This is a genomic window from Streptomyces sp. NBC_01006 (assembly GCF_045162725.1).
In the GTDB taxonomy this organism is placed as follows: domain Bacteria; phylum Actinomycetota; class Actinomycetes; order Streptomycetales; family Streptomycetaceae; genus Streptomyces.
The window spans coordinates 974,117-993,830 of the sequence record NZ_CP108700.1 but is presented as its reverse complement, the minus strand read 5'-3'; the positions used below and the strand labels follow the sequence as shown (position 1 = coordinate 993,830).

Genomic DNA, 19,714 nt, shown 5'->3' with positions numbered 1-19,714 from the left:
GCCTTTTTGCAGGTCTGGCCGGTTCCCGTCACCCCGCCTCGGGCGTATCGCGGCGCCGCCTGAGCAGTGTCGTGTCGAGGGCGGCGGACAGCTCGGAGACCGACGGCCTGTCCGCCGGATCGGGGCGCAGACAGCCGTCGATGGCCGCCGCCAGGGCCGGGGGCAGGCGCCGGTGGGCGCGGACGGGCGGGGCCGGTTCTTCGAGCTGCGGATACCAGTCCGCGGCCGCGCCGTCCGTGGTCGTCGACCCGTCCACCGTGTCGCCGATGTCGAACGGGACGTCCCCGGTGGCGAGTTCGTACAGTGTGACGCCGATGCCCCATACGTCGGCCGCCGCCGACAGGGCCCCGCCGCGGGCCTGTTCGGGGGACATGTAGCCGAACGTGCCCACGCCGGCGGGGGCGATGCCGGGCGCGTGGGCGACGCTGAGGTCGAGCACCTTCGCGCGAGCGCCTTCCACCACGACGTTGGCCGGCTTCAGGTCCAGGTGCAGCAGGCCCTGGCCGTGCAGGTAGTGCAGCGCGGAGCACAACTGGACGCCCAGGACGGCCACGTCCTCGGCGGCCGCCCGCCGCGGCAGCCGGTCGATGAGGTGGTCGAGCGTCTCGCCGGTCAGCGTTTCGAGTACGACGAGCGGCTCGGGCGAGGCGAAGGTCTCGTACGCGCGGACCAGGTGCGGATGCGTGAAGCTCTGGAGCCAGCGGCCCTCACGGACCAGCCGCTCGGCCAGCCGCGCATCGTCGCGCTGGTCGGGGCGCAGGACCTTCACGACGCACCGGCAGTCCCGCTCCTCGCTCCAGGCGTCGTACAGGTCGAGCCAGCCGGTCCGGTCCAGGTGCGCCAGGACCTCGTACCCGGGCGCGGGCCTCGTACCGGGCGCGAGGGGCGGGCCCGCGGGGCTGCGGGCCGAGGTGGTGGTCGCGAGGCTCATGAGAGGACCTTCAGCGGGGCGGCGGGACCGGAGCCGGGCTCGGCGCCGTCCATGCCGGGCACGCCGCCGTGCTCGCCGCCGTTCATACGGTGCAGACGGGCGTAGACACCACCCCGTGCGAGCAGTTCCTCGTGCGTACCGCATTCGGCGACCCGGCCCCGGTCCAGCACCACCGTGGTCGTGGCGTCGCGGACGGTCAGCAGGTTGTGGGAGATCACGACCGTGGTCCGCCCGGCCATCAGCCGGCGCAGCGGCTCCATGATCCGGCGGGCCGATTCGGCGTCCAGACCGGTGGTCGGTTCGTCCAGGAGCAGTACGGGCGCGTCCCTGACCATCGCGCGGGCGATCGCCAGGCGCTGGGCCTGCCCGCCGGACAGCGTCCGGCCCCGCTGGCCCACGACGGTGTCGTAGCCCTCGGGGAGGAGCCGGATGAACCCGTCCGCGTCGGCGGCGCGTGCCGCCGCGACGATGTCGGCCTCGCTCGCGCCGGGCCGCCCGTACGCGATGTTCTCCCGTACCGTGCCGTGGAAGACGAGCGTCTCCTGGAGCACCACCGCGACGTTCTCGCGCAGTTCGGCCAGCCGCAGCTCCCGCAGGTCGGTGCCGTCGAGGAGGACCGCCCCCTCGTCCGGGTCGTAGAAGCGCAGTTGCAGCTTCCCGACCGTGGACTTGCCGGCGCCGCTCGCCCCGACCAGCGCCAGCGTCGTACCGGGCCGTACGCGGAACGACACCTCACGCAGCGCCCATCGCGCCGTGCCCGGATAGCGGAACGAGACGCCGCGGAACTCGACATCGCCCCGGGCGCGCCCGATCCTCCGGGCACGGGCGGCTTCGACCTCGGCGACCTGGGGGTGCTGGTCGAGCAGCTCGATGATCCGCTCGGCCGACGCGGACGCCGCGTAGAAAGTGGTCGTGAGCTGCGACAGGTCACGGATCGGGCTGTAGAGCCGGCCCAGCAGGGCGACGAAGACCAGCAGCCCGCCCAGGGTGAGCTGCCCCTGCGCCAGCTTCCACGTACCGAGGCCCATCACGGCCAGTACGCCGGTCAGTTCGATCACCTCGACGATCGGGCCGTACACGGAGCGGATACGGGCCGAGACCATCGCCGCGCGGAAGCGGCCCACGCTCTCGCGCGCGAACCGGCTCTCCTCCGTCCCCTGCCGGTTGTACGCCTGCACCAGCGCGATGTTGCCGAGCGACTCCTCGGCTATCGCGCTGATCGAGCCGCTGCGCCGGCGCCGCTCGCGCGAGGCGTCCTTGATCAGCCGGGAGAAGCGCCGGGCCGCGCCCCAGAAGAGCGGCACGATCACGAGCGCGAGGAGGGTCAGGTCCCAGCTCAGGTAGAAGAGCAGGCCCAGGAAGACGCCCAACTGGACGACGTAGTAAAGGGCGTTGGCCACGCCGGAGAGGAGGAACGTCTCGATCGCGTCGACGTCCCCGGTGATGCGTGACAGTACGTCACCCAGCCGCCGCCGCTCGAAGAACCCGAGGGAGAGCCCCTGGACGTGCCGGTAGACATCCGACCGCAGGGCCAGCAGAAAACGCTCGCCGACCCACGTGGACAGCACGTCGTCGGCGAACTCGAGAACGCCCGAGGCGAGCACCAGGCCCAGGTAGGCGAGGGCGATCCAGAGGAACGGGCGCAGATCGCGAGGAACGAGGACCTCGTCCACCACGATCTTGAAGAGCCAGATCTCGGCCGCGTCGAGGAGCGGGCCGACCATGCTGAAGAGCAGGATCGGGACCAGCCAGCGGCGGCCGCCCCGGGTGTAGGGCCAGAACCGGCGGAACGCCTCGCGCGGAGTGACGGGGGGCGCGGCGGCGACGACCGCGTCGGGGTCTTCTGCCACCGACAGCAGCCGCCGCAGAACATGCCGCGCGACCCGTCCCATGGTGCTTACCAGTTGTTGCCATGGTGGCCGTTGTGGCCGTTGTCGTTGGTGCAGTGGCGGCGACGGTGACGGCGCCTGCCGGTGTTGTCGTCACGTCCCGAGGTCATGTCCCTCTTTCCGCGACGGCGGTGCTTTGCGGGAACGAGGTGGGTGAAGATCGCCATGAGTTTTCCTCCATGAGTTGTCTCCTGGAGAGGCTTCCACAGGGGCATACGCTCCAGAGGGCTCGGGAGATTGCCCTTTCCGGAAAAATTCACCTTCGGGAATCTCGTGGGATGTCCCCGGAACGTCTTCCGATCGGCGGCCGCGCTGGGCGGACGGGGCCCACGACCGGGTGAATCGGCCCGGTTCGGGTCGGGCTGGTATGGGATGGCCCCCGCAACACCCTCATGCGATGGGAGACCCACATCATGAAGATCCGTACCCTGGCCGTTGCGGCCTGTCTGCTCGGTGCGACGCTCGGCGGGATCGGCAGCGCCTCCGCCGACGCCGGGGCCGAGGGCTACGCCATCGGCTCGCCCGGCTTCCTCTCGGGCAACGTCGTCCAGGTGCCGATCCACATCCCGATCAACATCTGCGGCAACAGCGTCAACATCATCGGGCTGCTGAACCCGACCGCCGGAAACACCTGCATCAACGCCTGATCCGCCGCGCCCGCGGTGTCACCGGTCCGTCCGGCGACACCGCGGGCGCGCCCGGTTCCCTACGGGACCCCGCGGATGCGGCGGACCAGCACCGATCCCGCCAGCGCCAGAGCGCCCGCGAGCGCGTACAGCACGGTGTACCCGCCGAAGTGCGTGACCACCGGCGCGGCGATCACCGGTGCCAGCACCTGGGGCAGCGCGTTGGCGATGTTGATGACGCCGAGGTCCCGGCCCCGGTCCTCCGCCGTCGGCAGCACGTCCGTCAGCAGCGCGAAGTCCACCGACGTGTAGACGCCGTAGCCGACCCCGAGGACCAGCGAGGCGACGATCGCCCCGGTCCAGGTCTGCCAGACGGCGAGCAGCAGGGTGGCCGCCGAGATGACCAGCCCCGCTCCGATGACGTAGACCTTCCGGCGGCCCGTACGGTCCGAGCGGACACCGCCGACCACCACCGTGGCCAGCAGGGTGAGCGCGTTGAGCGCCGTCAGGATCAGGACGCCGGTCTCGGCGTCGCCCTCGTAGTGCACCGCGTCGGTCAGGTAGTACAGCAGGTACATCGTGCTGACGGAGTACGACAGGTTCATCAGGAAGCGCGTCAACCAGGCCCAGCCGAAGTCGGGATGGCGCCGCGGGTCGATCCAGAAGCCGGTGAGGAAGGTCCGCAGGCGGAAGGCGGGCCGGTCGGCGGGCCGCAGCCGCGCGTCGCGCCGCATCACCACGTACGGGACGGCCGCGAGCACCGAGAAGGCCGCGCACGCGAGGTACCCGGCGGCGATGCCGCCCGCCACCGTGGCCAGCGCGGTGCCGGCCAGGATGCCGCCGACCTGCGATACCCCGAGCCAGCCGCCGACCAGCCCGCGCTGACGCGGCGGGACCTGGTCGGGTACGGCGGCGGTGAGGGCGGCGAAGGCCGCGTTGAGGGCCAGTTGGACCAGGCACCAGCCCGCGGTCACCACGGCCACGCTCGAAGCCCGCGCGAGGACGAGCAGTCCGGCCGCCCCGCCCAGGGCCCCCGCCACCACCCAGGGGATCCGCCGGCCCACCGGGGCCGTCGTACGGTCCGACAGGGCTCCGAAGACCGGGTTGGCGACCATCGAGACGGCCGCTCCCACCCCCGTCACCAGGGCGAGCGTGGCCGCCTTGTGGTCCGGGGTGAGCTGCTCCGCCTGGCGGGCCAGGAGCAGTTGGAGCGGGCCGAACCAGCCGACCCAGACCCCGAGGTTGGCGAGGGACAGCGCGCTCACCCACCGCCCGCCGACCGGGCCCGCCGGACCGGCCGGGCCGGCGGTCTTCGCCGCCGTCCCCCCGACGGTCATCTGCCGCCCTTGATCACGTCGCGGTACCAGGCGTACGACTCCTTCGGGGTCCGCTCCAGCGTCTCGTAGTCCACGTGGACCAGCCCGAACCGCTGCCGGAACCCCTCCGCCCACTCGAAGTTGTCGAGGATCGACCAGATGAAGTAGCCGCGGACGTCGACCCCCTGCTCCATCGCCCGGTGGAGGGCGGCCAGATGGCCCTCGTGGTACGCGATCCGGCGGGCGTCGGCGATCCGCCCCGTCACGGGATCGGGGCCGTCCGCGTACGAACAGCCGTTCTCGGTGACGTACAGCGGCGGCAGGCGGTCGCCGTAGCGCTCGCGCAGGGAGACGAGCAGTTCGCGCAGTCCGTCCGGGACCACCGGCCAGCCGAAGTCGGTGTGCGGGTACCCCTCGACCGGCCGGATGGCGAAGGGGAGGTCGGCGGGTACCTCGATGCCGCCGAACTCGGTGGCGGTGGCGGCCGGTTGCGGGGCGCCGACGAGCATCGGGTTGTAGTAGTTGATCCCGTACCAGTCCAGCGGGGCCGAGATCGTCTTCAGGTCCTCGACCACCGGTCCGGGCAGCAGCGAGGCCAGGCCCTCGTCGGGATAGGCGCCGGTCAGGACGGGATCGGCGAAGAGCCGGTTCGTGAGCAGGTCGTACAGCTCGGCCGCGCCGCGGTCCTCCGCGCTGTCGCTCGCCGGCCACACCGGGCTGTGCGAGGCGGCGATGCCGATCTGCCGGGCGCCCGCGGCACGCAGGGCCTGTACGCCCAGGCCGTGGGCCAGCAACTGGTGGTGGGCCGCGGGCAGGGCGTCGAAGACGAGGCCCTTGCCGGGGGCGTGCTCCCCGATGCCGTACCCCAGGAGGGTGACCTCGGCGGGCTCGTTGATGGTGATCCACATCGGGACGCGGTCGGCGAGCCGCTCCGCGATCACCGAGGCGTACGCCGCGAACCGCTCGGCGGTGTCGCGGCTGAGCCAGCCGCCCTTCTCCTCCAGGGCGAGCGGGGTGTCCCAGTGGAACAGGGTGGGCACCGGGGCGATGCCGGCCGTGCACAGCGCGTCGACCAGGCGGTCGTAGAAGTCCAGCCCCTTGCCGTTGACCTGCCCGTGGCCGTCCGGCAGGACCCGGGACCAGGACACCGAGAACCGGTAGGCGCCCACGCCGAGTCCGGCCATCAGGGCGACGTCCTCGCGGTAGCGGCGGTAGTGGTCGGTGGCCACGTCCGCGTGCGAGCCGTCCTTGATGCGCCCGGGTTCTTTGGTGAACGCGTCCCAGGAGGAGGGGCCCCGGCCGTCGGCGGTGGGCGAGCCCTCGATCTGGAACGCCGAGGCGGAGACGCCCCAGAGGAAATCGGCGGGGAACGCGGGTACGGACGCAGTCATACGGGCTCACTTCGGTCGAGGCGTGCGCGGGCGCTGACGGCACACTGTTGGTCCGCCGCGCCCGCCCTGTCAATGGAAAGTGAACAATCCTCATCTTCTCTCGCGGTACGCCGAGCCGGGTCCCGGTTCAAGAGGCACCCTGGAGACATGGCCAGGGCCAACGAGGAGGTCGAGGCACTGCTTCAGGAGTACGCCGACCTGATCTCGATCAGCGGCGGCGACGCCTTCAAGGCGCGCGCGTACGAGAAGGCCGCCCGCGCCATCGGCGCCCACCCGGGCGATGTCGCCGGGCTCGACGTCAAGGGCCTGCGGGAGATACCGAACGTGGGCAAGTCGATCGCCGAGAAGGTAGTCGAGTACCTGAGCACCGGGCACGTCCCGGACATCGAGGCGCGCAGGGCCGCCGTCCCTGCCGGGGTGCGGGCACTGACCGCGATCCCCGGGCTCGGCCCCCGCAAAGCCCTCGTCCTGTACGAGGAGCTGGGCGTCTCCTCCGTCGAGCAGCTGGAGGAGGCCATCCGCAAGGAGCGGCTGCGCGACCTGAAGGGCTTCGGCGAGCAGACCGAGCAGAACATCCTGCACGGAATCTCCGTACTCCGGAACGCCGACGGCCGCATCCTGCTCGGTGCCGCGATGGACATCGCCGAGCAGATCGTCGCCGAGATGGAGCGGATCCCGGGGTGCGTGCGGTGCACGTACGCGGGCTCGCTGCGCCGGATGCGCGAGACCATCGGCGACATCGACATCCTGGTGGCGGCCGACACGTCCGCGCCGTTCATGACGGCCCTCACCGGGCTCCCGCTCGTGGCCGACGTCATCGCGCACGGCGCGAAGAAGACCTCCGTCCGCACCGGGGCCGGCCTCCAGGTCGACCTGCGCGTCCTGCCGCCCGCCTCCTGGGGAGCGGGCCTCCAGTACTTCACCGGATCCAAGGCGCACAACATCCGCACCCGCGCCCTTGCGGTGCGCCAGGGGCTCAAGCTCTCCGAGTACGGGCTCTTCGACGCGGAGAGCGGCAAGACCCTCGCCTCGGAGACGGAGGAGGAGGTCTACGCCCGGCTCGGCCTGCCCTGGATCCCGCCGACGCTGCGCGAGGACCGCGGGGAGGTCGCGGCGGGGCTGCGGGGCGAACTGCCAGCCCTCGTGGTGGAGGGCGACATCCGGGGCGACCTGCACACCCACACCGACCTCACCGACGGCCTCGCCTCCCTGGAGGACATGGTGGCCGCCGCTGCCGCGCGCGGCTACGCGTACTACGCGGTCACCGACCACGCGCCGGACCTCGCCATGCAGCGCATGACCGAGGAGAAGATCCTGGCGCAGCGCGAGGGGGTACGGGCCCTGGACCGCACGGTGCGCGGGATGCGGCTGCTGCACGGCACCGAACTCAACATCGGCCCGGACGGCGGCCTGGACTGGCCCGACCCCTTCCTCGCCGGCTTCGACCTGTGCGTGGCCTCCGTGCACTCCCACTTCGGCCAGAGCCGGGCCGCCATGACCCGGCGCTTCATCCGGGCCTGCGAGAACCCGTACGTCCGCGTCATCGGCCACCCCACCACCCGGCGGATCGGCCGGCGGCCGGGCGTGGACGCCGACTTCGACGCCGTGTTCGAGGCCTGCGCGCGGACGGGCACCGCCCTGGAGATCAACGCGCATCCGGAGCGGCTCGACCTCGGCGACGAGGACATCCTGCGGGCGAAGCGTCACGGGGTGAAGTTCGCGGTGAACTCGGACGCGCACGCCATCACGCATCTGCCGTACCTGCGCTACGGGGTGGGCACGGCGCGGCGCGGCTGGCTGACGAAGGAGGACGTCATCAACACCTGGCCGTGGACCCGCTTGCACCGGTTCCTGCAGGGCAAGCGGGTCTGACACACCCTGGGCAGCCCGTCCTACGGTCGGCCGGCCCAGGCGGAGAGGGCCTCGTACCGCTCGGTCCGGCGGGCCGCGGAGCCGGCGGTCCGGGTGGCCCAGGCGATGTGCCCGTCCGGACGGACGAGGACCTCGACCACCCCGTCGAGGCGGGAGTGGCGGGCGCTGTCCGAAGTGACGGAGGTGACCCGGTCGGCCCATCCCTCCCCGGCGTCGAAGCCCCGCTCCCGTGCGAGGTTCAGCAGGACGAAACGGCCCTCGTGGAGCAGCTCGTACACCCGGGAAGCGGGGGAGCCGGCGATGCTCAGCGGGATGTCCGGCATCCGTGTGCCCACCAGCGGATCGGCGCCGGGGCCGGTGGCCGGGTATCCGACGCCGAGCGCGGAGACCAGCCCGGCGAGCCGGCGGTTGACCTCCTCGATGCCGAGCAGTTCGTCGAGCAGTTTGCGCAGGGCCGCGGCGGGCCGCTGGTACGGGGGGACCAGCGTCAGCTCCGCCAGCAGGGTTTGGACCTCGGTGTTCTCGGTGACCGCCACGCCCACCGGGTGCCGCTCCCCGTGGTACGTGTCGAGCAGCCCCGGCGGCGCCCACCCGTGGATCTCGGCGGCCAGCTTCCAGCCCAGGTTCATCGCGTCCTGGAGCCCGGTGTTGAGCCCCTGGCCGGCCGCGGGGAAGTGGATGTGCGCCGCGTCCCCCGCCAGCAGCACGCGCCCGGACCGGTAGCGCTCGGCGAGCCGGGTGGCGTTGCCGAACCGGGACAGCCACCGGGGCCGGTCGATCCCGCAGTCGCTCCCGTAGATCCGGATCAGGGACTCGCGGAACTCCTCCACGGTGACCGGCTCGGCGGTGGGCGTCCGCATCCGCTCCGGGTCGATCAGGACGAACCGGGTCAGGCCGCCCTCCAGCGGGACGGCCAGTACGCCCTCGGCCCGCGCCCGCCCGGGGCTTTCGAGGTCGGCCACCGCGAAGTCGCCGAGGATCCCGGTCAGCGTCTCGTCCGTGCCGGGGAAGTCGATGCCGGCCTCCTGCCGCACGATGCTGCGCCCGCCGTCGCAGCCGACCACGTAGGAGGCGCGTAGGGTCTGGGCTTCGCCCGGGCCGCGCACGTCGACCTCCACGCCGTCCGGGTCCTGGCGCAGTCCGGTGGTCTCGATCCCGCGGTGGATCTCCACGCCGAGCTCGCGCGCCCGCTCCTCCAGCAGGGCCTCCGTACGGGCCTGGGCCAGGAACAGGGTGTACCCGTGGCGGCTGTCGAGGGCGCCGAAGTCCAGCTGGGTGCCGAGGCCGGCGAAGTGCCAGCCGGGAACGGTCCGGCCGAGCGCGAGGAACCGGTCGGCCAGCCCGCGCTGGTCCATAAGCTCGACACTGCGCGGGTGCAGGGTCAGCGCCCGCGAATCGAGCTGCGGAGCGTCCCGCCGCTCCAAAATCCGCGTCCGTACGCCGGCCAGCGCGAGCTCGCAGGCGAGCATCAGGCCGGTCGGCCCGGCGCCCACGACGATCACATCGGTGTCCATCGGGAACCTCTTCTCTGGCTCTTCCCTATTTAGTGAACAGCGTTCACGTGAACGGTGTTCACTATAGTGGGGTCCATGAGCTCACCGTCAATCCCGTCCTCGGCCGACGCGGCCCGCCCCCCGGCCCGGGGCAGGCCCCCGAGACTGGACCAGGCCCGTACCGTCGAGGCCGCCCTGGTGCTGCTGGACGAATCCGGACTGGACGCGCTCACCATGCGGCGGCTGGCCGACGCGGTGGGCGTCCAGGCCGGGGCGCTCTACCGGCACTTCGCCACCAAACAGGACCTGCTCACCGCCATGGCCGAACGGATGCTGGCGGGCTGCTCCACCCCGCCGCCGGACCCCGACTGGAGCGAACGTCTGACCGCCCTGGCCCGTCGGATGCGTACGGCGCTCCTCGCCCGTCGCGACGGGGCACGGGTCTATGCCGGAACCCACTCGACCGGCGCGAACACCCTCGGCTTCGCCGAGACCCTCATCGAGGTCCTGAGCGAGGCGGGCTTCGGTCCGCAGGAGGCGGCGCGCACCGCGATGACGGTCGTCCACTTCACCGTCGGACACACCTTGGAGGAGCAGGCCGCCCTCCAGCCCGGCGATCAGGGGCCCGCGGACCCCGAGCAGCTGCGCGAGGCGGTGGCGGCGGGGAGCTACCCGCACCTCACCGCGGCCCTGCCCGTGCTGACCGGCGCCGATTTCGCGGCGCAGTTCGAGTTCGGCCTGGGCCTGCTGCTCCAGGGGTTGCGCACATTGCACCGGCCCGAGCCCGAGCCCGCCGCCTGAAAACGCAGCCGGCCCGCCCCCGAGGATCGGGGGCGGGCCGGGGCGCGTGCGGGGTGGGTCAGTTGTTCTGGGTGGCGTCCGAGTCCGCCTGGGCGGCGGCGCTCTCGGCGTCGTCCAGCTTCTGCTGCATGTCCTTGACCGTGGCCTCGTCGGCGCCGCTCAGGGACTGGGTCCCGGCGGGCTTGGCGCTCGCGCCGGGCGAGCAGCCGGTGAGCAGCAGCGCCGTCGCCGCGGCCAGGGTGGCGAGCGCCGCGGCGGCGCGGCGGGGCACGGTCACTCGGGTCACTTGGACTCCTGCGCGGAGCACCAGGTGCTGACGGCCTTCAGGTCGTCCTGCCGCTTCTGGAGGGTGGGCAGCAGGCTCTTGCGGAAGGTCAGGCGGTCGTTCAGGTAGGTGTGGACCTCCGTGTGGCCGGCGGTCTGGGCGTTCGCGACGCGCTGCTCCAGGCGTGCGACGGAGCCGGGGACGGTGGCATCGCCCTTGAGCCGGGTGATGGCTGCGCTGACGCGGGTCTCCGTCTTGGGCAGGCGCTTGCAGATCGCCTCGGCGCCGTCGCCCTTCGGCGCGGACTTGGCCGCCTTCGGCGCGGCGGGTGCGGGGCTTGCCGACTCGGCCTGCGCGGGAGCGGCGGAGATCAGGGCGCCGGCCAGCGCGAGGGCGCCGATCGTGGCGGCGGCGGTCCTACGGTTCGGGAGCATGGCTGTATCCCCTTCGGTGCGAACGGGCCGGCTCACTGGCGGCCGACCCGTTCGGGACGGTAGGGGGTGTCTTTGTGGAAACTTTGTGAGTCCACAGGGGCCGTCGGCCGGCGTCCTCAGTCGCCCCGGGAGATCCAGTCGCGTCGCTTCGGCAGCCGTAGGGTCGGGGCGTCCGCCGCCGACAGCGGCAGGCGCACCTCGAAGCGGGTGCCCGCGGCGCCGGGAGGCGTCCCGATCCTGACCGTGCCCTGGTGCAGCGCGACCTGCTGGGCGACGAGCGTCAGCCCGAGCCCGGAGCCGGGGCTGCCGGGGCGGTGGTGGAAGCGCCGGAAGACGGCTTCCCGCTCGCCCGGCGGGATGCCGGGCCCCGCGTCGTCCACGGTGAGCACCGCGTACCCGCCCTCCGCATGCAGCCGTACCGCGATCCTGGCCGGCTCGTCCGGCTGGTGGCCGTGCACCGCCGCGTTGCCCAGCAGGTTGGCGAGCAGGATGGCCAGCCCGGCATCCCACCCGAACACCCACAGCTCCGCGGGGAGTTCCGCATCCAGCCGGGCCTCGGGATGGCGGCGGGCGCTCTCGCCGACCACGGTGTCCACCAGCTCGGACAGGTCGAGGGAGGTGAAGGCGGACACCTCCACCAGATCGCCCCGGGCGAGCATCCGAAGGGCCGTGAGCAGGTCCAGCAGGCGGGCGTGGTCGAGCTGCAAGTCCCGTACGATCTCGGCCCGTTCGGCGGGGGAGAGGTCGGGATGGGCGGCCAGGACGTCCAGGTCGGTCCGCATGCTCATCAGCGGGGTGCGCAGCTCGTGCGAGGCGGCGGAGGAGAACGAGCGGGCGGTGTCCAGCGCCTGCGCCGTGCGGGCGGCCTGCTCCTCGTACCGGGCCAGCAACTGGCCGATGGCCAAGGACAGTTCGTCCACCTCGGCGATGTTCACGGGTGCGCTGGCGAAGGCGGCCGCACCCGCGCCCGGGTCGAGTTCGGCGGCCCGGCGGCTCAGCCTGCGTACGGAGGCGGTGGCGCGGCCGGCCAGCCCGTACGCGAGCAGCCCGGCGACCGGCGCCGACAGCAGGGCCACCAGCAGGACCCGGCGGCGTACGGCGACGACCTGCGGGTCGGCGGCCGAGGCCGGGGTGAACAGCCACAGCGTGCCCGGCGCGGGACCTGCCACCGGGACGGTCAGCACCCGCCAGGCGCGGCCCTTGGCCCGGACGGTGACCGGTCCGTCCGGGGTCTGCTCGGGCAGCCGCACCGGGTCGGCGGGCTGCGGGCCGCCCTCCAGGACGACGGCTCCGTCCGCCGTACGGACGCGGAGGCCGGCGTCGAGGACGTCACCGAGCACCTTGCGGTGCTGGTTCTGCTCCACCTTCGGCTTCCCGTTGCGGTCGGCCGTGAGCAGCGTCTTGACGTCCGGGAGGACGGCGGAGGCCCGGTCCTGGAGCCGGGTGTCCTGCTGCTGGTGGAGATCGCGGCTGACCAGCCCGAGCACCAGCAGGCCGGCGGCGAGCACCAGGAGGGGCACCACCACCGTCACCGAGAGGGCGATGCGCGTGGCGAGCTTCACGACCCGCTCTCCCGGGCCCCGGGGACGCGCAGGACGAAGCCGACGCCGCGCACGGTGTGGATCAGACGCGGGCGTCCGCCCTCCTCCAGCTTGCGCCGCAGGTAGCTGACGAAGGTGTCGACGGCGTCGCTGCGGACCTCGAAGTCGTAGCCCCACACCCGGTCCAGGAGCTGGTCCCGGGTGAGGACGATCCCGGCGTTGCGCACCAGCTGGAGCAGGAGCTCGAACTCGCGCCGGGTGAGGTGGAGTTCGGTCTGCTCGTGGTGGACCTGGCGGCGGGCCTCGTCGATCACGAGCGGGCCGGCGCGCAGTACGTCCGAGGCGGGAGCGGGGGTCGGGCGGCGGCGCAGCAGGGCGTTCAGGCGCAGGACGAGCTCCTCCAGGGCGAACGGTTTGACCAGGTAGTCGTCGGCCCCGGCCTGCAGTCCGGCGATCCGGTCCGCGACCTCGTCGAGGGCCGACAGCATCAGGACGGGAGTCTCGTCGCCGCGGGCGCGCAGGTCGCGGCAGACCTCGGTGCCGGTCAGGCCGGGCATCGAGACGTCCAGTACGAGGACGTCCGGGGTCCGGTCGGCGAGCAGGGCGAGTGCGGCGGGGCCGTCCTCGGCGAGCAGCACGGTGAAGCCGCTCAGCCGCAGCCCGCGCTCCAGGGAGCGGCGGATGGCGGCGTCGTCGTCCGCCACCAGTACCCGTCCGGTGGATGTACTGCCGGTGCCGGTCACACTGCCCTCCTCGCGCGCGGCCCCGTCGCGGAGGCCGGGGCAGACCATCTCACGGCCGCCGGACCGCCCGGAAGGCGGGGTGCGCGGGGCCGGTCTCCTTCCGCAGGCTCGCGGCGAGGTGCGCGCTGGTGTCCCGCAGGGCGCGGGGGACGCGAGGGCCGCGTTCGATGGTGCGGGTCGTGCGCGCCAGGGCGTTCAGGGCGCGGACGGAGCCGATGTCCGGGACGGACTCGACCAGGCCGGACAGCCACGCGTCCGTCTCGCGCCAGGCCCCGGCCCGGGCGAGTACGGAGGCCAGCTCGGTGGAGAACAGCGACCGGTAGGCGGGTGCGTCACCCGCGGCCGCCGCCTCGTGGAGGAGGGACGCGGCGCCGTCGAGATCACCCAGGTCGGTGAGGGCCAGACCGTGGTGACCGTCGAGCTCCGACCCGTCGAACCACCAGGTCCAGGACGGATCGCGCTCGCAGGGCCCGTCCGCCAGGAGCTCCCGGGCCGCGGCGAGGGACCGCAGCGCCCGGTGGCCCTGCCGGAGCCGGGCACGGGCGCGCGCTTCCCGTACGTGGAAGATGGCGGCCACCCGCGCCGGGAGGTCCCGGCCGGCCAGTACGGACGAGGAGATGCGCAGCGATGCGGCGGGCCGCCCGAGGTGCTCCTCCTGCAGGCACAGCACGGACAGGACGAGCAACTCGACGGAGCGGGCCTCCTCGGGGAGGGTGCGGGCCAGGGCGAGCGCCCGGCGGCTGAGCCGCTGCGAGATCCCGTGCCGCTCGGCGTCGAAGAGGATCCAGGCGGCGACCTGTAAGAGCTCCATCAGCGCCGACCGTTCGGTGGCGGATGCGGCGGATGCGGCGGACGTGGCGGATGCGGCGGATGCGGGGGGCCGGACGGAAGCCACGGCCCGCAGTGCCGCCGGGGCGGCCCGGCGGGCCCCCGCCGTCCGGTCCGTTTCGAGGAGCTCCGCGGTCAGTGCGGCAACGTGTTCCATGGTCCAAGCCTGCGGCCTTCCGTACGCGGCGGACGAGGACATTTCCGCACCCGGCATGATGGGGGCCGAGAAAGCCGCCGATGCGGCACCACCGCCACCCGAGGAGGAGCGGCATGTCCGCCCGGCCCACGCCGTATCCCGAACGCCCCGCGCAGGCCCCGGTCACCGGGGGCGGCCTCGCGGAGCTCCTGCGCAGGGTCCGCTACGAGGTCCTGCCGGCGAAGGCCACCGAGGACAAGGTCCTGGCGCACGTCCCGGCCGACGTACCGGTCACCGTCACCGCCTCCCCGGCCAAGGGCATCGGCCCGACCCTGGACCTCGCCACCCGCCTGGCCGGGCACGGCTACCGGGTCGTCCCGCACCTCCCGGCCCGGCAGATCACCGACGCCGGCCACCTCGCGGACATCGTGGACCGGCTGGTCGCCGCCGGCATCGAGGACGTCTTCGTACCGGCCGGGGACGCGGACCCGCCGGCCGGGGCGTACGACGCGGCCCTGCCCGTACTGCGTCGGCTCGGCGAGCTGGGCAGCCCGTTCGCGCACGTCGGCATCACGGGCTACCCGGAGAGCCATCCCCTCATCGACGACGAGGTCACGGTGCGGGCGATGTGGGAAAAGCAGCCGCACGCCACGTACATCGTCAGCAACCTGTGCTTCGACCCGGCGACCCTGCGGCAGTGGATCGGGCAGGTACGGAGCCGGCAGATCACGCTGCCCGTGCACGTGGGGGTCGCAGGCCCCGTCGAGCGCGCGAAGCTGCTGGCCATGGCCACGAAGATCGGCGTGGGGGAGTCGGCCAAGTTCCTGACCCGGCACCCCTCGTGGTTCCTGCGCTTCGCGGCGCCCGGCGGCTACTCGCCGGAACGGCTGCTGCGCCGCAGTGCCCCGGCGCTCGGAGCGCCCGAGGCGGCGGTGGCCGGGCTGCACCTGTTCACGTTCAATCAGATCGCCGAGACGGAGCGCTGGCGCCGCGCGATGCTGGACCGCGTCGGCGGCTGAGCGGGGGCACGTCCCGTCGGAGCCGTCGGAGCCATCGGAGTACATCTCGAATTCGCCTGACTCGACCCGGACTTGAACGCTGCCCGGCTAGCGTTCGCCTCGGTGCCCGGTTCTACATGTACAGGTCAGGAGATGATGTGCGCAGCCTGCTGTCACCGACGAGGACGATGAACGAAGAGGCCAGGGTCGAGGCCTCCCGCCCGGGGCGGCGGTGGGCCGGATTCCGCCGGACCGTGACCACCGCCGGGCTCGGGGCCGCGGCGCTCGTGCTGGCCGTTCCGGCCGTCGCCGTGGCCGACGTGATACCGGCCCTGCCGCAGAACGCGGACGGCCTCGAACAGACCTTCTCGCCCGCCTTCGACTACGACGGGGACGGCTGCTACGCCACCGCCGCGATCAGCAGCAGCGGCGTGCTCAACCCCGGGCTCAAGCCCGGTGGAGCGGTGAACGGCCACTGCCGTGACCTCGTACAGCTGCAGAACTCCAACACGTACTCCCGCGCGAAGTGCAACAACGGCTGGTGCGCCGTCATGTACGCGGGCTACTTCGAGAAGGACCAGGCCACGCTCGGCCCCTTGGCCATCGGGCACCGGCACGACTTCGAGCACGTGGTGGTCTGGATCAAGGACAATGAGGTCCAGTACGTGTCGACTTCGCAGCACAGCGGCTGGAAGTGGTACCCGCGCTCGCAGGTCCGCTTCGACGGGACCCATGCCAAGGTCGTCTACCACAAGGACGGCGCCTCGACGCACTTCTACCGCCTGGCCAACGGCAACGACGAGCCTGCCGAGAACCACACCGGCAACTGGTTCTACCCGCGCCTGGTCGGCTGGAACGGCTACCCGGCGGGCCTGCGCGACAAGCTCATGAACGCCGACTTCGGCTCGGCCACCATCAAGATCACCGACAGCCGCTTCAACGACGCCCTGAACGCCTCGAAGCCCCCGATCCCCTTCGACCCCTACGCGTAACGCCCGGCGGGAACGTGACGGGGCCCGGGAGCATATCCAGCTCCCGGGCCCCTGCTTGCCACCCAATTGCGCACACCGGCGGCGTTTAAGAGTCGCGGATCATTCTTAGATCGACGTGTTCTGCCTTTGAACTACCGCGCCACGAGAGAGGCGCAGAGGGGACTTGAACCCCCATCCATCGATGATCGTCCGCGCTCGGTCGATCCGGCGTTCGGCGGCGAATGCTGAGACTGGAGCGAGAATCTGAGTTTCACGGGGCCGCCTCTGCCGGCTTGGGCCACCCCGGCACGTGTGCCGGGGGAGGGATTCGAACCCCCAACTGACACCCCTTGGTCAGCTTCAACATCAGTTTCAGCTTTGCGCGCTGCGCGCGCACCCCCTCGCTCGCACAAGGGGCGATCTTGAGGCTACCGGAACAGGTAGCCGAACACCGCATCCCCGACGCGCTGGTCGGTGACCTCGGTGCCGTTGGCCTCCTCGCGGGCGAACTTGACGGCCTGCTGGAGCCTTTCGACGCGGTCGAGGAGCTCGTTGACCCGGCGGGCCGGCAGAGCTCCGGAGAACTTCACCGTCGTCCAGTAACCGACCGGGACGTCCTCGTAGTACACCTCGACCTGTGCCGGGTGCTTCTCGGTGGCCTCGGCCTTCACGTGGTTGCGCGGCACCTTCTTGGTGCGGATCGTGCGGACCGGGTCGGTCTTCCACGAGTCCGTGGAGGGGTCGAGGTTCCACGCCTCCGACGCGTCCAGCACCGGGAGCTTGCGTACGAACGTGTGCAGGTCGGTGAGCTGCTTCTCAAGGAACAGCAGGTACGGGACCGGCACTTGGGGCAGCAGGACGGTACCGTCGACGACGACGTCCGCGGCCGCCGTGCGGTTCGCCCAGTCCTTCGTCGCCGTCACGTCGAACAGCCGCGTCAGCGTCCCCGCCGTCGCGCGCAGCACGTCCTCCGCCTTGACCTGCACCCGCGTGGACTCGGGCGGCAGCTGCTCGCCCTCCTCGTCCTTGGGCTGGTACGTCCGCGAGATGCCGGCGAGCAACGCGGGCTTCTGGACGTCCTGATGGGCTTGGGTGAGTTCCTGGAGAGACTTGGACTTGACGCCCTTCTCCACTGCGATGATCTGATTCAACTTCGGCACACGAGGAACGTAACAGCACAACAGTCCACCGCACACCTGAGTTTCGGCGCCGCGTGACCACCCCGCCAAACGCGCGCGGCCCGCCCCGCCGCCCGGGAGCGGGCGGTGGAACGGGCCGTGGGTGGAGCGGGGGTGCGACGGGTCAGACCGCCGGGGACGGGTACGTCGGGTACTCGACGCCGGAGACGTGCTGGACGACCCGGATGACCTGGCACGAGTAGCCGAACTCGTTGTCGTACCAGAGGTACAGGATCGCGTTGTCGCCGTCGACCTTGGTGGCGCCGGCGTCGACGATCGAGGAGTGGCGCGAGCCCACGAAGTCCATCGACACGGCGTCGGGCGCGGTCGTGAAGTCGATCTGGCGCTTCAGCGGGGAGTTCAGCGACACGTCGCGGAGGTAGTCGAGGACCTCCTCGCGGGTGGTCTCGCGGCCGAGGCGCAGGCTCAGGATCGCGATCGAGACGTCCGGGACGGGGACGCGGATCGAGCTGCCCGTGATCGGCGCCTTGAGGTCCGGCAGCGCCTTGGCGACGGCCGAGGCGGCACCGGTCTCGGTGATGACCATGTTGAGCGGCGCGGAGCGGCCGCGGCGGTCGGCCTTGTGGTAGTTGTCCAGCAGGTTTTGGTCGTTGGTGAACGAGTGGACGGTCTCCACGTGGCCGCGCAGCACGCCGTACTCGTCGTCCATGGCCTTCAGCGGCGGGACGATCGCGTTGGTGGTGCAGGAGGCGCAGGACAGGATCTGCTCGTCCGGCTTGATCGTGTCGTGGTTGACGCCGTGCACGATGTTCGGGACGTCGCCCTTGCCCGGAGCGGTCAGGACGACCTTGTCGATGCCGGGGCGCAGGTGCTTGGAGAGGCCCTCGCGGTCGCGCCACTTGCCGGTGTTGTCGATGAGGATGGCGTCCTTGATGCCGTACGCCGTGTAGTCGACCTCGCTCGGGTCGTTGGCGTAGATCACCTTGATCGCGTTGCCGTTGGCGATGATCGTGCTGCTCGCCTCGTCGACCGTGATCGTGCCCTGGAACTGGCCGTGGATGGAGTCCCGGCGCAGCAGCGAGGCGCGCTTGACCAGGTCCGCCTCGCCGCCACCGCGGACGACGACGGCGCGCAGGCGCAGCCCGTTGCCGGAGCCGGCCTTCTCGATCAGGAGGCGGGCGACGAGGCGGCCGATCCGGCCGAAGCCGTACAGGACGACGTCGCGGCCCTCGCCGCGCTCGATCTTGTTGGCACCGGTGGCCCCGGCGACGGCCTCGGCGGTGAAGCGCTCCACCGACAGGCCCCGGTCGTCGGCCTTGTAGGTGGCGGCGAGCATGCCGATGTCGATCTGGGAGGGGCCCAGGTCCAGCGTGGTGAGCGCCTGCAGGAACGGCAGGGTCTCCGTGACGGAGAGCTCCTCGCCGGCTATCTGACGGGCGAATCGGTGGGTCTTGAGGATGCTGACCACCGACTTGTTCACCAAGGAGCGGCTGTGCAGCAGGATCGTCACGTCCTGCTCGCGGTGCAGCTTCCCGATGATCGGGATCATCGACTCCGCGATCTCCTCGCGGTTTTTCCAGTTGGTGAACGAGTCGTCATTGACAGTCACAGGCTTATCTTTCGAGCTAGGCGGCGCTCACATGCTAACCCCACGCCACTTTGGCCACTCAGGGGGTACCACCCAGGTGATTTTTTGGGGTGACATGTCGCATTCGTCCCTGGCGGATCCTCCGAGTGGCCCACGCGTACGCGAAAGAGGGCGGGGGAGGGAGACGGGGGGAGGAGCGAGGGGGCGGCATCCCGTCGCGGAGGCCGGCGGGCCGTCCGGGGGGCGCAGGGGTGAAGACGTACCCATCATGACAGGTCAGAGGCTGTTTTCGTAGGATCAAGGGCACAGTCGATTGCCCTTGTTTGGGCCCCCCTGCGGCTTTGAGAATCACCGTCATGAATCACTCGGCGAACATCAATCACGACGCAGTCCTCCGAGCCCGGGTCGCCCTCCTCGGATCGGCGAAGCCGCCGGTCCGCGAGCGGGTCGCGGCCTACCGCGTCCTGGTCCAGGTGAGCCCCCTGGCCTATCTGCCCCTGCTGTCCGCCGCACTGTGGAAGTACAGCCGTTACGAGTTCGCGCACCGGCCGGAGATCGCGCTGGCCCTGCGCGCCGAGTCCGTCGCCGCCGCGCGGCGCATGTACGCGATGGAACCCGGCTGGGGCGATCTTCTCGTCACCGCACTGACCAACTACCGGGAGCTGTTGATCCTCATGGACCGGCAGGAAGAGCTGCGCGCGGTGGAGGAAGAGATCACCCGCACCGTGTCCGGCGAGCGGTAGCCGGTAGCC

General features: G+C 71.8%; 18 protein-coding genes. 6 read left to right on the top strand and 12 right to left on the bottom strand.

What is annotated here, in order from left to right:
* Nucleotides 1-28 precede the first annotated feature (28 nt).
* Together OG509_RS04460 and OG509_RS04455 are read right to left on the bottom strand one after the other, a co-directional pair.
* Complete coding sequence (locus OG509_RS04460; RefSeq protein WP_406180293.1) at nt 29-931, bottom strand: serine/threonine-protein kinase; 903 nt, start codon at nt 929-931, stop codon at nt 29-31.
* Nucleotides 928-2,823 carry an ABC transporter ATP-binding protein gene (locus tag OG509_RS04455; RefSeq protein WP_406180291.1) on the bottom strand — a complete coding sequence of 632 codons (1,896 nt, stop codon included), beginning with the start codon at nt 2,821-2,823 and terminating at the stop codon, nt 928-930. The genes OG509_RS04460 and OG509_RS04455 overlap by 4 nt, the downstream gene beginning before the upstream one ends.
* 410 nt (nt 2,824-3,233) lie before the next feature.
* Between OG509_RS04455 and OG509_RS04450 the strand changes: the two genes are divergently transcribed.
* The gene (locus OG509_RS04450) at nt 3,234-3,467 is read left to right on the top strand and encodes a chaplin (protein WP_406180290.1); all 234 of its coding nucleotides are present in this window, start codon (nt 3,234-3,236) and stop codon (nt 3,465-3,467) included.
* A 59-nt stretch (nt 3,468-3,526) separates the two neighbouring features.
* Here OG509_RS04450 and OG509_RS04445 read toward each other — a convergent pair whose 3' ends face one another.
* Together OG509_RS04445 and OG509_RS04440 are read right to left on the bottom strand one after the other, a co-directional pair.
* Nucleotides 3,527-4,783 (bottom strand): MFS transporter, encoded by a 1,257-nt coding sequence (locus OG509_RS04445; RefSeq protein ID WP_406180288.1) that lies wholly within the window; start codon nt 4,781-4,783, stop codon nt 3,527-3,529.
* Nucleotides 4,780-6,153, bottom strand: a complete 1,374-nt coding sequence (locus OG509_RS04440; protein ID WP_406180287.1) for a GH1 family beta-glucosidase — start codon at nt 6,151-6,153, stop codon at nt 4,780-4,782. The genes OG509_RS04445 and OG509_RS04440 overlap by 4 nt, the downstream gene beginning before the upstream one ends.
* Before the next feature lie 147 nt (nt 6,154-6,300).
* Between OG509_RS04440 and polX the strand changes: the two genes are divergently transcribed.
* Nucleotides 6,301-8,025, top strand: coding sequence for a DNA polymerase/3'-5' exonuclease PolX (gene polX / locus OG509_RS04435; protein WP_406180285.1), 1,725 nt, complete (start codon nt 6,301-6,303; stop codon nt 8,023-8,025).
* A 20-nt stretch (nt 8,026-8,045) separates the two neighbouring features.
* Here the strand turns inward: polX and OG509_RS04430 are convergent, their stop codons facing one another.
* Nucleotides 8,046-9,539: a monooxygenase gene (locus OG509_RS04430; RefSeq protein ID WP_406180283.1), complete on the bottom strand. Its 1,494-nt coding sequence runs from the start codon at nt 9,537-9,539 to the stop codon at nt 8,046-8,048.
* A 75-nt stretch (nt 9,540-9,614) separates the two neighbouring features.
* On the opposite strand from OG509_RS04430, the gene OG509_RS04425 reads away from it, so the two are divergent.
* Nucleotides 9,615-10,319, top strand: coding sequence for a TetR/AcrR family transcriptional regulator (locus OG509_RS04425; RefSeq protein WP_406180281.1), 705 nt, complete (start codon nt 9,615-9,617; stop codon nt 10,317-10,319).
* Between the two features lie 58 nt (nt 10,320-10,377).
* On the opposite strand, the gene OG509_RS04420 is transcribed toward OG509_RS04425, so the two are convergent.
* The 5 genes from OG509_RS04420 to OG509_RS04400 all read right to left on the bottom strand — a co-directional run bounded on the left by OG509_RS04420 (nt 10,378) and on the right by OG509_RS04400 (nt 14,287).
* Nucleotides 10,378-10,605 carry a hypothetical protein gene (locus OG509_RS04420; RefSeq protein WP_406180279.1) on the bottom strand — a complete coding sequence of 76 codons (228 nt, stop codon included), beginning with the start codon at nt 10,603-10,605 and terminating at the stop codon, nt 10,378-10,380.
* Nucleotides 10,602-11,018, bottom strand: a complete 417-nt coding sequence (locus OG509_RS04415; RefSeq protein WP_406180277.1) for a hypothetical protein — start codon at nt 11,016-11,018, stop codon at nt 10,602-10,604. Before OG509_RS04415 ends, OG509_RS04420 begins: the two co-directional genes overlap by 4 nt.
* Before the next feature lie 116 nt (nt 11,019-11,134).
* Complete coding sequence (locus tag OG509_RS04410) at nt 11,135-12,580, bottom strand: sensor histidine kinase (RefSeq protein WP_406180275.1); 1,446 nt, start codon at nt 12,578-12,580, stop codon at nt 11,135-11,137.
* Complete coding sequence (locus OG509_RS04405; RefSeq protein ID WP_406180273.1) at nt 12,577-13,350, bottom strand: response regulator transcription factor; 774 nt, start codon at nt 13,348-13,350, stop codon at nt 12,577-12,579. The genes OG509_RS04410 and OG509_RS04405 overlap by 4 nt, the downstream gene beginning before the upstream one ends.
* A 1-nt stretch (nt 13,351) precedes the next feature.
* On the bottom strand, nt 13,352-14,287 hold the full coding sequence (locus tag OG509_RS04400; RefSeq protein WP_406180271.1) for a hypothetical protein: 936 nt from the start codon (nt 14,285-14,287) through the stop codon (nt 13,352-13,354).
* Nucleotides 14,288-14,400: 113 nt separating this feature from the next.
* Between OG509_RS04400 and OG509_RS04395 the strand changes: the two genes are divergently transcribed.
* Together OG509_RS04395 and OG509_RS04390 are read left to right on the top strand one after the other, a co-directional pair.
* Entirely contained in the window at nt 14,401-15,285 is an 885-nt protein-coding gene (locus OG509_RS04395) for a methylenetetrahydrofolate reductase (RefSeq protein WP_406180270.1), read from the top strand.
* A 167-nt stretch (nt 15,286-15,452) separates the two neighbouring features.
* Complete coding sequence (locus OG509_RS04390; RefSeq protein WP_406187458.1) at nt 15,453-16,256, top strand: NPP1 family protein; 804 nt, start codon at nt 15,453-15,455, stop codon at nt 16,254-16,256.
* A 407-nt stretch (nt 16,257-16,663) separates the two neighbouring features.
* Here the strand turns inward: OG509_RS04390 and OG509_RS04385 are convergent, their stop codons facing one another.
* Nucleotides 16,664-17,395: a hypothetical protein gene (locus OG509_RS04385; protein ID WP_406180268.1), complete on the bottom strand. Its 732-nt coding sequence runs from the start codon at nt 17,393-17,395 to the stop codon at nt 16,664-16,666.
* 142 nt (nt 17,396-17,537) lie between these two features.
* Entirely contained in the window at nt 17,538-18,983 is a 1,446-nt protein-coding gene (locus OG509_RS04380) for a glyceraldehyde-3-phosphate dehydrogenase (protein WP_030159005.1), read from the bottom strand.
* Nucleotides 18,984-19,318: 335 nt separating this feature from the next.
* Here OG509_RS04380 and OG509_RS04375 point away from each other — a divergent pair, with 335 nt between their 5' ends.
* Nucleotides 19,319-19,705, top strand: a complete 387-nt coding sequence (locus OG509_RS04375) for a hypothetical protein (protein ID WP_406180267.1) — start codon at nt 19,319-19,321, stop codon at nt 19,703-19,705.
* Nucleotides 19,706-19,714 lie beyond the last annotated feature (9 nt).

What these genes read in the sequence shown, in the direction of transcription:
- polX (WP_406180285.1), top strand. Translation starts at nt 6,301, where the DNA reads ATGGCCAGGGCCAACGAGGAGGTCGAGGCACTGCTTCAGGAGTACGCC.
- OG509_RS04400 (WP_406180271.1), bottom strand. Translation starts at nt 14,287, where the DNA reads ATGGAACACGTTGCCGCACTGACCGCGGAGCTCCTCGAAACGGACCGG.
- OG509_RS04405 (WP_406180273.1), bottom strand. Translation starts at nt 13,350, where the DNA reads ATGGTCTGCCCCGGCCTCCGCGACGGGGCCGCGCGCGAGGAGGGCAGT.
- OG509_RS04415 (WP_406180277.1), bottom strand. Translation starts at nt 11,018, where the DNA reads ATGCTCCCGAACCGTAGGACCGCCGCCGCCACGATCGGCGCCCTCGCG.
- OG509_RS04375 (WP_406180267.1), top strand. Translation starts at nt 19,319, where the DNA reads ATGAATCACTCGGCGAACATCAATCACGACGCAGTCCTCCGAGCCCGG.
- OG509_RS04455 (WP_406180291.1), bottom strand. Translation starts at nt 2,823, where the DNA reads ATGGGACGGGTCGCGCGGCATGTTCTGCGGCGGCTGCTGTCGGTGGCA.
- OG509_RS04440 (WP_406180287.1), bottom strand. Translation starts at nt 6,153, where the DNA reads ATGACTGCGTCCGTACCCGCGTTCCCCGCCGATTTCCTCTGGGGCGTC.
- OG509_RS04450 (WP_406180290.1), top strand. Translation starts at nt 3,234, where the DNA reads ATGAAGATCCGTACCCTGGCCGTTGCGGCCTGTCTGCTCGGTGCGACG.
- OG509_RS04425 (WP_406180281.1), top strand. Translation starts at nt 9,615, where the DNA reads ATGAGCTCACCGTCAATCCCGTCCTCGGCCGACGCGGCCCGCCCCCCG.
- OG509_RS04390 (WP_406187458.1), top strand. Translation starts at nt 15,453, where the DNA reads ATGAACGAAGAGGCCAGGGTCGAGGCCTCCCGCCCGGGGCGGCGGTGG.
- OG509_RS04430 (WP_406180283.1), bottom strand. Translation starts at nt 9,539, where the DNA reads ATGGACACCGATGTGATCGTCGTGGGCGCCGGGCCGACCGGCCTGATG.
- OG509_RS04460 (WP_406180293.1), bottom strand. Translation starts at nt 931, where the DNA reads ATGAGCCTCGCGACCACCACCTCGGCCCGCAGCCCCGCGGGCCCGCCC.
- OG509_RS04395 (WP_406180270.1), top strand. Translation starts at nt 14,401, where the DNA reads ATGTCCGCCCGGCCCACGCCGTATCCCGAACGCCCCGCGCAGGCCCCG.
- OG509_RS04445 (WP_406180288.1), bottom strand. Translation starts at nt 4,783, where the DNA reads ATGACCGTCGGGGGGACGGCGGCGAAGACCGCCGGCCCGGCCGGTCCG.